The following is a 13,381-nucleotide window of genomic DNA, read 5'->3' on the forward strand; positions in this document are numbered from 1 at the left end:
TGTCCTTCTATCAGGACGACAATCCCGAAACGCTTTGGATACGCTTGCATGGCAGCGGCTTGAAACAGGCCGGGTTCATGCCCAACGTCCCTGTTCGCGTCAGAGTCATGAAGGGGTGTTTGATGATTACCAGTGACTAGGGCTGGCGTTTAATCGTGGTATTTACCGCTAAAAAATCCGCTCTACAATCCTGCGCAGTAAGTAGGGTTGGGAGCGGATTTTCTATTCGACTCTGATGTGCGCTGGATCACCCGCGACGGATATCAAGCGATCTGGCAATCCGGAAGCCAAGATCATCGATCGCAAATGTCGGATGACTACGACGACGATTCGTAGCAAGGCAGCCTCTTTCGGTATCAGACCAGCCACCGCCACGAAACACACGATACGAACCATAGACCTCCAGGTCGTATTGATCTGCGCACCACTCCCAAACGTTGCCTAGCGTGTCGTAAAGTCCCCAGTCATTTGCTTGCTTCTGCCCGACTTCGTGTGTGCGGCCCCCAGAGTTTTCTCGATACCAGGCGATATCGTCGAGTTCACCATATCTCGGGCCATTTGTTCCGGCGCGGCTTGCATATTCCCATTCAGCTTCGGTGGGCAAGCGATAGCCGTTACTTGCGGGAACAACAGAAGCTCCCGTTTCATCTTCATGGATTTTGTAATAGGCAAGAAAGCCGGCAGCCGTCGATAGCTTGTTGCAGAACCGAACGGCATCCATCCAGGATACGTTCTCTACTGGACATTGCGCGGCGACATATGACGATGGCCATTGCCCGGTTACAGCAGCATATTGCGTCTGAGTGACGGGATAGCGGCCGATCGCAAAACGTTGCAGTTCGACTAGCCATTTACGGCCTGTTCTATCGTCCCTCAATGCAATGGTTCCTGCGGGAATTTGTAGCGTTTGCACATCGAGCGTTTCAGACAGAAGCTCCATTTTTCTCCACAATGTCGGCGTGAGTTGAAAAATACCCAGGTAGGAATAAATGGGTTGGAGTCGAATATTCTAATGCAAATACCCCCCCCCTTTTTATTCCCGGTAACTTGAGCGAGGAAGATTTGGTTTGGTATATGGTCAAGTTCCGCCCTCTCGATTCCCGTACAGGGTTGACAACGCGTGCTATGAGACATAAATACGGAACACCTGAATTCACATTAACTTGTCCAGTTGGTGTATCGCGAGACGACATGATTCGCATCGTTATCACTTTGATGCCGGACGAACGCTTGTCAAGAATCGGAGCGTTGCCGGGGTAACCCATGCCATCAGCACTTTAGCAAAATTAAAATAAATTGCCCCGTTCCTTCTGCTAATACATCTCAGGTGGATATTCGACTCTGCCCTCTTTATTTCCCCAATTCATAGCCCTACTGACCTGCCCGTCCTAACGCCCCGAAGGAAAAATAGAGAGCATCTCAGGAAAAACCTTTTCTACTTGCACGCCACCTTTTTCTCTTATACCCTAAAAAACAAAAGAAATTCTAATCACTCAAGGGGAGTGCGATGCGTCGAAAGCTCTTTTCAGCGGTCGTTTGCGGGGGGTTTTCATTTATTCTGGCTAGTTGCGCGACATCGTCATCCCCTTCCCTTGCCCTTTCCAGCTACAAGCCAATCCCCCCAGAAGGAATCCAGCTTCCCACCGAGGCGGAAACTACCATTGATTACTCGCTTTTTTACGCGACTACACGAAAACCATTACAGACCGGTGCTCCAAGATCCACGGTGCCTTACGCCGCTTCACGTGACCCAGAATTTCATCAAGGACCATCAGAGTTAAATTACGGAACGTTAGTTGTTCACGTTCCGAAACACCATCAAACCGGCTCGACGGGTTCTCTGATCGGAGATATCACCGGCCAAGACCCCAGTTTGACAGTTAGCCGTATCCAGCCCTATGCCGACGAATCAACGTTTTTGCACAACGTCGCAATACACATGCACGATGCCGTAGATTTGGATGCCGTCGTTGTGTACATCCATGGCTTTAACAATAGCTTTGAACAGTCTGCGCTTCGTGCCGGACAGCTTGGCGTCGACCTTGGTATCCCGCAGTACCGCATGTTCTTGTTTAACTGGCCCTCTGCGGCTTCAACAGCCTCGATCGTTCACGGATACTTTATGGACGAAGCGGCGATCGACGCCAGTGAAGCGTACCTTGCCAAATATCTGACACAAATCGCTAGTTTGGCGAATGGTCGTAAGATTCACGTCGTCGCACACAGCATGGGAAACCGAGCGCTATTACGTGTGGTGGCAGGAGCGCTTCATGATGCGGCCGTCAACAACGCAATTCATTTTGGACAGATCATTCTCGCGGCGCCGGATGTCGATGCCGAAGTATTTCACGCATTAGCGCCTGCCTATCTCGACATCTCGGACCAGACGACCGTCTATTTGTCTCCCTTCGACAAAGCTGTACATCTGTCCGAAGCTGTACATGACTACCCACGCGTTGGATGCGGCAACGCCCCAATATTTCCCGTCAAGCATATCGACTACGTCGTGTCTTATATCAACGTAGATCTAATCGATATTGGACACGCCTATTTTGCGCAAGCGACGCCATTTCTTGCCGATATGAAGAGCCTGATTTTCCACGGACAATCGATTCGTGCAAATGCGCCTTGGCATCCAAAGAAAGGCTACTGGGTCGTCGGGGAGAGCTTACCCGCACCCAATTCAGTGGATCGATGGGGATGTGAAATTATTCAAACTACAACCATCGGTGCTCCTTAAATTAGTGGTGCTACCAGCCTTGACTCCTGAACGGCGTATTAGCGGAAAACCTAGCTGTTTTCGAGCGCAAGATCGGACTGTCAACAGGAATCGAGGATGATATATGCGTGAATACACGTGCTGGGTATTAAACGGGATCCTGATGATGTTGACTGGATGCCAGAGCCTTAGCAGTGTTGTGCAAGAAAATCTGACGGAGGCGAATGCGCTGAGTCAGATATGCTCTTCACAGAACGTATCGTCACTTACAGCGAAGATAAAATTTTCGGATCAAATAAAAGAGGTGGTGGCAAAAGATTTTGGATTTTCCTTGACTGCACTCAAGGATGAAAAGGGGAATGCAGTCCAGAGCTTACCGTCCTTAATAGATAAGATTCGTGATGACATCGCGAACCTGTCGGCGGACGATCAAGCTATGGTCATGGATGCTTCCGTGACCTTGGCCAAAATCCGAACCGAAGTTCAGACCATGAATGCTTCCATTCAGGTTGCAGCCAACAAATTGCAGTCGACCGCGACGCAAACACAATGCAACGATAACGACGGTGTACTACCTAACTGCATACTCTCGATTGAAGGCGTGATTTATGGTACCGCCTCGGCCGTCAAAAGCGACATGGGGCAGATCAAAGCTGATATTTCAACGTTCGCCAACCAGGCAAACACTCTTGCCGCAAAGATCAATAACAACAATTCTGTAAAGAACGACATCACACAGGATCTTGTGTCGATTGTCACGCTCAGCGATGGGCTATACAGAACCATTGCTTCTATCGCGGATGCAAATCCCAATACCCCTTGCCCAGCATGTTCAATTTTTTATAACGACGCCAAACCTGTGATAAATCAATATGTCGCCGCTGAAACTGCCCAATTGGCAATGAATGCGTTGACGCGAGTCGCTCGTGATGTTGAGGACAAACTTGACCAAATTGATAACAAAACTTGGTTTGTGATCTCGTTAACAGAATTCTTTGTCGGCCCTCATGCAGCAAAGGGACTATCTAACGATATCAAAAATGCTGCTTGGGTGAAAGATCCAACGACCGTCGAGAAAGAAGTGCTCAATGCACTGTTCGCCTTTTCCTGCCAAAGGCTGACAGCAGAAAGCACTCAACAATCACTAAATATGGTGCGTGCCGACACGCTGCTTTACCCAGTATACGAAGGCATCATCATAGCGATGGCAAAACGGTACACGCCTCAAAACGAAGCCGGGAATGAACCCAACTCACCAACGACATCAACAAATTCGGCTCGGCGCACAGCAAATGCATCCAATACCATTAAAAATGTAAGCGACGCAGAGCTTGCTGCCACCGTCTTTCGGACGAATACCTCTCCAGCCCGATTGGCAGCACTTAAGACAGTTATTTCCGCTCAATCCATGCACATTTCGCAACAAATTGACACAAACTCGAAGGAGGCTAGCAAAACAGTAATCAATCTGTTAACGAGGCTAAAAGAGGCCGGCATAAAAAATCGGGCAACAGTTCCAATGCAAACAGATAACGATAACAAGGCACCACCGCCTGGCACAGCCCAAATAAGGCGCTATGAATCGGACAAGTTCACTCTTAAAGGAAAATCCAGTGCAGCTATACCTCTACATCAAACACCTGACAAATTAACAAAACTACCAACATCCGCACAGTTGAAAGATCAATGGAAACAGAACATTCTTCCTCTATTTTCAAATTGATTCGATAACACTGCATCGCACTATGCGTTCCTTTGCTGTAAGCCCAATTAGATAACTATCAAAAGGAGCAACTAAGATGATCACGAAAATAATCTTGCTGCTAGCAGCAGTCTGGTTCACAGCCGGCGCTACAGCAGCCAATCAGGAGGATTTTTCTTTTCTGCCGCCTAAAGACGAGACATCAGCGGTCAATCTTTGGGCAACCCATTACTATGTCCAAGCCGCCACAGAAATTGGGACAGGCGTTCCAATCCGTAGTAAATCCGGACAAGCGCTCACAGGTATGCTGAACCCAAGAGATTGGTGCCTTGGCGCCATTGAGGGCACAATTCAAGTATCCGGCACCGACACAGTAAAGACCCTCAACTATGCTGGTGCGAGCGGAAACATACAGGTCGACTGTGCTGCCGTCCTAAAAATCGATCCGAAACGCAAGCCATGGATTTCTTCGGTCGGAAAATCGTACTTTACTGCCGCCAAAGGACCTTTCGGTGACGGCGTCTCAGGGTTCATTCTTGTACCCTATCGAACAATCGCAGTAGATCCATCACGCATCCCCTTTGGCACAGCCTTGTACATCCCAAAAGCAAAGGGGGTAGAGGTCACGGTTGTTCCCGGAAAGACAATCCGTCACGACGGCTACTTTTTTGCCGCTGATACGGGTGGGGCAATCAAGGGGCAACATATAGATGTCTTTTGCGGCGCAACGGCAGAAAACTGCTTTCCCGCGTTCATCACAAGTGACGATACAACCGCGTTCAAAGCAGTAGTCGTTACTGATGCCTCAGTAATATCGAAGCTGAAAAACATGCACAAACCATGATGTGCTCCGCGCCGCAGCAACCGCCGGTCAGCTAAGTCCGGCCAGCGTCAACAACAGAGGGATGTGCCCAGCGGCACATCCCTCTTTTTACTTCCCGTGCAAGTATCAGCGCATCGGCGCGAGCATGGCGCTGGGCTATCGCACTGCAAAAGCCCGACGCCTTGCTTCGGACGCTCGACAGTTGGCTTCGGAAGCTTGATCGCCTGCCTCCGGAGGTTCGACGCCCTGCTTCGGAGCTTCGATGTTGAACTTCCGAAGCTCGATCACCTGCTTTGGTGGTTCGATTCCCTGCTTCGGAAGCTAGATGGGCTGCTTGTTGAGGTTCAACGCTCTGCTTCGGGGCTTCGATGTTAAGCTTCCGAAGCTCGACGACCTGCTTCAAAAGCTCGGTGGCCTGCTTCGGAAGTCCAATGGCCTTCCGGAGCGTCAATTACCAACATCCAGGCAACTATCGCCGCCAAATGGAACAGGTAATAGATCGACAACAAGCACACTATCCTAGCCCTAAGCCCGGCCACCTGTTAGACTTCCCTCCCCCTTCCCCCACCCCTTAAGCTGGCGACATCATCATCGTGAAAACCTCCTCCTTCTCTACCCTCCCGCTGGCGCCGGCGTTACTCAGCAACCTGGATAGCCTTGGCTATCATGAAATGACCGTGATCCAGGCGCACAGCCTGCCGGTGATCCTCGAGCGGCGCGATCTGATCGCTCAGGCCAAGACCGGCAGCGGCAAGACGGCTGCCTTCGGCATCGGCATCCTGCACAAACTCAATCCCAGCTATTTTGCGATCCAGGCGCTGGTGCTGTGCCCTACGCGTGAACTGGCGGACCAGGTCGCCAAAGAGCTGCGGCGCCTGGCGCGCTTTGCCGACAACGTCAAGATCCTGACCTTGTGCGGCGGCACCCCGATGGGGCCGCAGATCGGCTCGCTGGAACATGGCGCACATATCATCGTCGGCACGCCGGGGCGTATCCGCGATCACATCGGGCGTGGCAGCATCAACCTCGGCACGGTGCAAACGCTGGTGCTGGATGAAGCCGACCGCATGGTCGACATGGGCTTTTACGAAGAAATCTCGGGCATCGTCAGCGCTTGCCCGGCGCGCCGTCAGACCTTGCTGTTTTCCGCGACTTATCCTGACAACATTCGCAAAGCCAGCGCCGAATTCCTGCGCGACGCGGTCGAAGTCAAGGTTGAAGCGCAGCACGATACCGGTCGCATCGAGCAACGCTTTTACGAAGTCTCCTACGAAGGCCGCAACGCAGCGGTGGCGCAGTTGCTGAACCACTATAAGCCGGTCTCTACCATCGCCTTTTGCAATACCAAGATCCATTGCCGCGAACTGGCCGACGAATTGCGCGCCCAGGGTTTCAGTGCGCTGGCGCTGTACGGCGAGCTGGAACAGCGCGAGCGCGACGAGATCCTGGTGCGTTTCGCCAACCAAAGCTGCTCGGTGCTGGTCGCAACAGACGTTGCGGCACGCGGGCTGGATATCCAGACCCTGGGCGCGGTCATCAATGTCGATGTTTCCAAGGATACCGAAGTCCATATCCACCGCGTCGGCCGCACCGGCCGTGGCCAGGAGCGAGGATTGGCGCTGAGCTTGTGCGCGCCGAATGAAAAGAAATGGGTCAAGCTGATCGAGGATTACCAGCAAGGACCGGTCAGCTGGTTCGACCTGGCAGAGCTGAAAGCGGCCGACGGCGAGCCATTGACGGCGCCCATGCTGACCCTATGCATCATGGGCGGCAAGAAAGACAAGCTGCGGCCGGGCGATTTATTGGGCGCACTGACCGGCGAGGTCGGCTTGAGCAAGGAACAGGTCGGCAAGATCAGCGTATTTGAATTCGTCACCTATGTGGCGCTGGATAAACGGATTGCCAAGCAGGCGTTCAGCCGCTTGAGCAGCGGCAATATCAAGGGCAAGAACTTCAAGATGCGATTTATTTAATGCTGGACGCCGCCGGCTAGCATTGTATTTGATTGCATATAAATAATTGTTTTTGTATATTAACTCGATGCGCGCGGCGGCAAAAGTGTGTTAAATTTCTTAACGGAAACCTTTTTGCGAGTGCGGAAACCCGGGACCCGCGCCGCAGCTGAAGCCAAAAAAAGGCATATACCTTGTGATTCGAAATGCTAGCCGATGTGATGTTGCAACACCCTCGCTATCAGTTCACTATCGATAGAAGCGCCGTCCCTTCTTTGACAGCAATCTGACAGCGGTTTTGCAGCAGAAGAAAAGAATTTCCTTCCATGAAAAACACACATTTTTTACGGGAGTGCAGCTATGTTTAGTTGGCAAGAACAACAAATGCAATCGATGCTGAGCGCGAAATCCGCGCCGGTTCTGTTTAACGCCTTGTCCGGAGTTGCCAAGCAGCTCGGCTTCGATTATTGCGCTTACGATATGCGCCTGCCCTGGCCTGTGGCCGAACCCAAGGTAGTCAGCTTGAACAACTACCCCGCGCGTTGGCAGCAGCGCTATCAGCAAGAACGCTATCAGAAAATCGACCCCACGGTGGCGCATGGCAAGCAATCAAATCTGCCTGTGGTCTGGTCCGACAAGCATCTCGCCAGCAACCACACATTCTGGGAAGATGCTCGCTCGCACGGCCTGCATACAGGCTGGGCGCAATCCTGCCATGACGCCAAAGGCATCTCCGGTTTGCTCAACCTATCGCGTTCGGATGACAGCGTCTCGCACAAGGAGCTGCGTGAAATCTCGCTCAGGCTGTCATGGCTGGTAGGAGTTGCGCATGAGGCCTTGTCGCAACTGTTGATCGAGAAGTATATGCCGGAAGCCGCCACTCAATTGACCGAGCGAGAACTCGAAGTGCTGCGCTGGACTGCCGATGGTAAGACTTCGGGTGAAGTCAGCGAGATCATGAACATTTCCGATCGTACGGTGAATTTCCATATTTCGAACACCTTGAAAAAACTCAACGCAACCAATAAGACCGCTGCCGCCATCAAGGCGGTGCGACTCGGCATTTTATAGCCGCGGCAGGCGCGGCCTGCATTCTGACGTCCCACATCTGAGCCTCACGTCGACGCCACACATCTGCCCCTATCAATCCGGCCCTGCCGGATTTTTTTTTGCCCCACGCCCGGCCTCATTCCCCCGCCGCATGCCGCCCCGCATGTCGGCCTGCACACCTACCTGTAAACCTTGACAGTTACGCCAGGCACCCCGCGCATTTGAAAATTAATTCACTAACAACTAGTTAAGGACACAAGCGATGAACGTCATTTCCGGGGCCGCTGCCGAGTTATCAGGTGAGTTATTTTCAAGAATTTCCAGTTATCGCCACAAGGTTTTCGTCGAAACCCTGCAATGGAAACTGGAGACCAAAGATGGTGCAGAACTGGACCAGTTTGATCACGCCGACACAATCTACGTGGTGGCGCAAGATAAGCATGGAGAAATCAACGGCTGCGCTCGCTTGCTGCCCACCAGTCAACCATATTTGCTGAGCGAAGTATTTCCGCAATTGCTCAAAGGCGCGGCGCCGCCCTGTACCAACGACGTGTGGGAACTGTCGCGTTTTGCGGCAGTCGATTTCAGCAAGAAAAACGACTCGCCGCTGGGACAGGTATCGGCATCGAATGGCTACGAGCTGCTGCAAGCCTCGATAGACTGTGCGGCAAGACGCGGCGCCAAACACCTTATCACTGTCTCGCCGATTGGCATCGAGCGCTGGTTGCAGCGCGGGGGTTTTAAAGCGCATCGTTCGGGGCCGCCCATGCTGATCGATGGCCATCGGATTTTTGCCTGCCTGATTGACGTATGAATAACGCGCATTTCCTGTTTTAAGGTAACCATCGGATTGCTAGCCAGGTGCACGATCAATCATCCTAAAGACCCGCCCCAACGCCGCCGCGGCGATTGACACGTAACAGAAACCTCCCTTATTGTGAATCACAAGATCGATACACGATAAGGGAAAACAGCCATGAGCATCTGGGGCACAGCCAATCTCTTGCGCGCGCGCGACGGCCGCGAAGCCAAGGTGCTGTCAGCCGAACTGTTCTTTGATCTGGTGTACGTCTTTGCCGTTACCCAGCTGTCTCATCATTTGCTGGAAAATCTCACGGCTCTGGGTGCTTTCCAAACCCTGGTGTTGTGGTTTGCGGTCTGGCTGGTGTGGCAATACACCTGCTGGGTGACCAACTGGTTTGACCCGGATACGATGCCGATCAGGCTGCTGCTGTTCGCCATCATGCTGGTCAGCCTGGTGATGTCGGCGGTATTGCCAGACGCCTTTGGCGAACGCGGCCTGGTTTTTGCGGTGTGCTACGCCACCATGCAGATCGGCCGCACGCTGTTTGTAGTATTCCATCTGGGGTGCCACCACGCCTTAAGCAAGAACTTCCAACGCATGCTGGGCTGGCTGTGCATCTCGGGCGCCTTCTGGATTGCCGGCGGCCTGGCGGCGGCCAATTACCGGCTCTGGTTCTGGATGCTGGCGGTGGCCTGCGAATACCTGTCGCCGATGATCGGCCTGTGGCTGCCCGGCATGGGCCGCTCCCAGACGCAGGAATGGACCATAGAGGGCGGCCATATGGCCGAACGCTGCCAGTTGTTCGTGATAGTGGCGCTAGGCGAATCGATCCTGGTGACCGGCGCCACCATCAGCCATATGGCGAACTGGGACGCGCCGACCCTGATCGCCTTCCTGGTAGCTTTCGTCGGCAGCCTGGCAATGTGGTGGATCTATTTCGACACCAGCAGCCAGGCCTGCACCGACGCCATCGTGCATTCGAAAGATCCAGGACGCATAGGCGCTTATTTTCACTACACCCACGTCATCATCGTTGCCGGCGTGATTATTACCGCCGTCGGTTACGAGCTGGCGATCGCCCATCCAGCCGGGCACATAGACACAAAATCGCTGGCGGTGCTGATCGGCGGGCCGATGGTTTATTTGTTCGGCAACGGCGTCTACAAGACCGTGGTCTACCGCCTGTTTCCGCTTTCTCATGTGATCGGGCTGACGGCGCTGGCGATATTGATCCCGTTCGCCTATTACACCGACCAGTTGATGATTGCCGGCCTGACTACCGCGCTACTGATCGTCGCGGCGACCCAGGAAAGTATTTCACGCCGCCGCTCACAGCACTCACGACGCGCCGAATAAATCTGACTTAAGCCGGATTGCCGCCGGCGGCACTGGTAGCACGCAAGCGCGCCACATCGCGCGCCGGCGGCGAGCCAAACATGCGGTTGTACTCGCGACTGAATTGCGAGGGGCTTTCATAACCGACCAGATGCCCCGCCGTGGCGGCGTCGCCGACCTGGGTAAACAACAGGCGGCGCGCCTCTTGCAGCCTGAGCTGTTTCTGATATTGCAAAGGCGTCATCGCCGTCACCACCTTGAAATGATGGTGCAAGGAGGATGAGCTCATATTCGCTTCACGCGCCAGGTTTTCTATCCGCAGCGGCAGCCGGTAGTCGCGCTTGATCAATTCGATCGCTTTGACCACATGTTGCGCCTGGCTGTCGGACATAGCGATCTGCTGCAACATGCCACCCTGCTCATCTTGCAGCAGCCGGTACAGGATTTCCCGTATCGCCAGCGGCGCCAGCACCGCGATATCCTGCGGCGTCGCCAGCAATTGCATCAGGCGCAGCACTGCATCCAGCAGGCTGGAATTAGCCTTGCTGACAAACATGCCGCGCGCCGGCAGGTCGGATTTTTTTGCATGCACCTTCCCCGCCATGATCAGGTCGCCGATCTCTTTCGGATCGAGATCCAGCCGCACGCAAAGATACGGCAGCTCCGGCGTCGCTTGCGATACATGTCCCATCACCGGCAGGTCTACCGAAACCACCAGGTACTGGGCGGAATTGTAAATATAGACTTCATCGGCCAGCATCACTTGCTTCTGTCCTTGGGCGATAATGCACAAGGCCGGCATGTGCAAGGCATGGACCGGCGTCGTAGGTTGCGACAGTCGCACCACGTGGAGCGGCGCAATCGCCGTCTGGTGTATGCCGTCGGTGGCGGCGTATTGCGCAATCAGCCGCGCCAGCTCTAATTGCTGCAGCGATAACGCTTGAGCGCCGCCGCTCCCCTGAATTGATCCTGAATCCCTCATTTCCGGCCTCATTTTCCGCCTCATTTCCAACATGTTGCAAGTGGATCGAGTCTACTATTTTTCGATCAGATGCGGCGCCGCCGGGCTATACATTTGGAGGATTGTGCAAGAAATCGGGACTAAGCGACTATGCCCGGCCAGCTCTCGAGCACGCTGCAAAACGAAGGCATTCGGCAATGCTTATATGGTTTTTTCCGAGCAGCATCAGATATAAAAGATAGTTAAATATCTGTTTTAATAAATAAGATATTTAACTATTCTTTTAAAAAAGATACTATACTATCCCTTGTCATATAAAAGTTAGTTTACTAACCCCCATGAAAACCCTGAGCGAACTCGCCGCCACCCTCCGCCAAGCCAAAGACCGATTGGCGCTTTCAGTCGTCGCCATGAGCCGCAACAGCGGGCTGACGGCGGTGACCATACGCGGCGTTCTCGCCGGCAAGAACGATCCCCGTCTCAGTACCTTGATGACAATTGCCGATCAGCTGGGGCTGGAAGTGGTGCTGCTACCGAAGGCAGTAGCGTCTTCGATTGCCGCAAAATCGCCCGCCGAAGAAGAGGTGCAAAGCCTGGTGGCGGCAGCGCTGGCGCAACCGGGGAAGGGGCAGCGCAAATGAACCTCAGCGCGCTGGATATCTATGTGGCGGAGCGCCAGGTCGGGGTCTTGTTCCAATACGGCGACATGGTGCGCTTCCAGGTCGATCCCGGCTATGCCCAAGACCCGCAGCGGCCGACCTTGTCGCTATCGATGCGCGCCGCCACGCCGCAACAGGATATGGCCTTGCTGCTCAATCCGCTGGCAGCCATTTTCAATTCGCCCGGCCAGATGCGGCTGCCCGCCTTCTTCCAGAACTTATTGCCTGAGGGCGTATTGCGCAAGCAAATCGCGCTTGAGCGCAACTGCGCGGAAGACAATCATTTTGAACTGCTGGCTGCCTGCGGCCGCGACTTGCCCGGCGCGGTCAGGGCCATCCCGACCAAGCTGACGCGGGCCATGATGACGCGCCTGGTGACGCAAGACCAGGAAGCCATAGAAGAAAGCGTGATCGCCGCGCCGCTGGTGGACGGCGTCTCGATTTCCGGCATGCAGCCGAAACTGGCCCTGATCCTGGAAGGCGGCAGGTATGTCAGCCGTACCCGCCATAAAGACGCCCATATCATCGGCAAGCTGCCCACCGCGCAATACGACCATCTGCCGGAAGTCGAACATCTGTCCTTGCAACTGGCACAGGCAGCCGGCGTCACCGTGTGCAGCGCCAGCTTGCAGCCACTGGCCGCGATCATGGCTGAACATCTGCATCCGTCACATACGGCAGGTGAAAACCAGCAATTCCTGGCAGTGCAAAGATTCGACCGCGATCAGCCGGGCCGGCTGCATGTAGAAGATTTTTGCCAGATACTGGGCGTCGATCCAGACAAAAAATATACCGGCGCCAGCTATGCCGACATGGCGCTGGTGATGCAGGCCGTGGCGGGATTGGGTGAAGCCGCCTGCCATGAATTATTACGCCGCATCACCGTCAACGAATTGATCGGCAATTATGACGCCCACCTGAAAAATTTCGGCATCCGCTATCTGGCCGATGGCCGGATTGAATTCTCACCTGCCTATGACGTGGTGGCCTATAGCGTGTACCTGAGCGGCAGCGGCCACGCCCTCAAATTTGCCGAGGGCCAGGCCAAGCGCTCCTTCCTGTCGCCCGTCACCTTGCGCGCCTTCGCCAACCGCAGCGGCATGCTGGAACCGCCGCTGCGCCAGGTCATCAGCGAAGTCTGCAAAAAAGCCCTGGCAGCATGGCCGGACCTGATCGCCGCCAGCCAGTTGCTGCCGCATCAAAAAAACCGGCTGATGGAATATTTCATGGGGCGCGAGATCATCGCCGGCTTGCGCGCAAGGCAAGCCAGGCAGAGCGCAAAAGCCGCCGCCAGCTAGCCGACTGCCTGATTTTGCCGATTTTTTGCCGATTTGCATGGCCGCCCGATAAAAAATATCCGCTCCGCAAAAATTGC

Annotated in this window: 12 protein-coding genes; 10 read left to right on the top strand and 2 right to left on the bottom strand. The window is 54.1% G+C overall.

Annotated elements, in window-relative coordinates; genetic code table 11:
- Window positions 1-38 precede the first annotated feature (38 nt).
- Window positions 39-140, top strand: coding sequence for a SymE family type I addiction module toxin (locus VNZ60_RS25295; protein WP_414648906.1), 102 nt, complete (start codon window positions 39-41; stop codon window positions 138-140).
- Between the two features lie 107 nt (window positions 141-247).
- Here VNZ60_RS25295 and VNZ60_RS19140 read toward each other — a convergent pair whose 3' ends face one another.
- Complete coding sequence (locus VNZ60_RS19140; RefSeq protein WP_325661950.1) at window positions 248-940, bottom strand: formylglycine-generating enzyme family protein; 693 nt, start codon at window positions 938-940, stop codon at window positions 248-250.
- 567 nt (window positions 941-1,507) lie between these two features.
- On the opposite strand from VNZ60_RS19140, the gene VNZ60_RS19145 reads away from it, so the two are divergent.
- The 7 genes from VNZ60_RS19145 (at window position 1,508) to VNZ60_RS19175 (ending at window position 10,407) form a co-directional block, all read left to right on the top strand.
- Window positions 1,508-2,740 carry an alpha/beta hydrolase gene (locus VNZ60_RS19145; RefSeq protein WP_325661952.1) on the top strand — a complete coding sequence of 411 codons (1,233 nt, stop codon included), beginning with the start codon at window positions 1,508-1,510 and terminating at the stop codon, window positions 2,738-2,740.
- Window positions 2,741-2,843: 103 nt separating this feature from the next.
- Window positions 2,844-4,442, top strand: coding sequence for a hypothetical protein (locus VNZ60_RS19150; protein WP_325661953.1), 1,599 nt, complete (start codon window positions 2,844-2,846; stop codon window positions 4,440-4,442).
- 76 nt (window positions 4,443-4,518) lie between these two features.
- Window positions 4,519-5,265, top strand: a complete 747-nt coding sequence (locus VNZ60_RS19155; protein ID WP_325661955.1) for a 3D domain-containing protein — start codon at window positions 4,519-4,521, stop codon at window positions 5,263-5,265.
- Between the two features lie 572 nt (window positions 5,266-5,837).
- Window positions 5,838-7,217: an ATP-dependent RNA helicase DbpA gene (dbpA, locus tag VNZ60_RS19160; protein ID WP_325395163.1), complete on the top strand. Its 1,380-nt coding sequence runs from the start codon at window positions 5,838-5,840 to the stop codon at window positions 7,215-7,217.
- Window positions 7,218-7,556: 339 nt separating this feature from the next.
- A complete protein-coding gene (locus VNZ60_RS19165; protein ID WP_325661956.1) occupies window positions 7,557-8,267 on the top strand; it encodes an autoinducer binding domain-containing protein in 711 nt (236 codons plus the stop codon).
- Between the two features lie 241 nt (window positions 8,268-8,508).
- Window positions 8,509-9,060 (top strand): acyl-homoserine-lactone synthase, encoded by a 552-nt coding sequence (locus tag VNZ60_RS19170; RefSeq protein ID WP_325661958.1) that lies wholly within the window; start codon window positions 8,509-8,511, stop codon window positions 9,058-9,060.
- 162 nt (window positions 9,061-9,222) lie between these two features.
- Window positions 9,223-10,407, top strand: a complete 1,185-nt coding sequence (locus VNZ60_RS19175; protein WP_325661960.1) for a low temperature requirement protein A — start codon at window positions 9,223-9,225, stop codon at window positions 10,405-10,407.
- A gap of 7 nt (window positions 10,408-10,414) precedes the next feature.
- Here the strand turns inward: VNZ60_RS19175 and VNZ60_RS19180 are convergent, their stop codons facing one another.
- Window positions 10,415-11,368 (bottom strand): AraC family transcriptional regulator, encoded by a 954-nt coding sequence (locus tag VNZ60_RS19180; RefSeq protein WP_325661961.1) that lies wholly within the window; start codon window positions 11,366-11,368, stop codon window positions 10,415-10,417.
- A 317-nt stretch (window positions 11,369-11,685) separates the two neighbouring features.
- Here VNZ60_RS19180 and VNZ60_RS19185 point away from each other — a divergent pair, with 317 nt between their 5' ends.
- Together VNZ60_RS19185 and VNZ60_RS19190 are read left to right on the top strand one after the other, a co-directional pair.
- Complete coding sequence (locus VNZ60_RS19185) at window positions 11,686-11,988, top strand: helix-turn-helix domain-containing protein (RefSeq protein ID WP_325661963.1); 303 nt, start codon at window positions 11,686-11,688, stop codon at window positions 11,986-11,988.
- Entirely contained in the window at window positions 11,985-13,304 is a 1,320-nt protein-coding gene (locus VNZ60_RS19190; RefSeq protein ID WP_325661965.1) for a type II toxin-antitoxin system HipA family toxin, read from the top strand. Before VNZ60_RS19185 ends, VNZ60_RS19190 begins: the two co-directional genes overlap by 4 nt.
- Window positions 13,305-13,381: the final 77 nt, after the last annotated feature.

The sequence above is a fragment of the Collimonas sp. genome, assembly GCF_035566375.1.
Taxonomy (GTDB): Bacteria; Pseudomonadota; Gammaproteobacteria; order Burkholderiales; family Burkholderiaceae_D; genus Collimonas.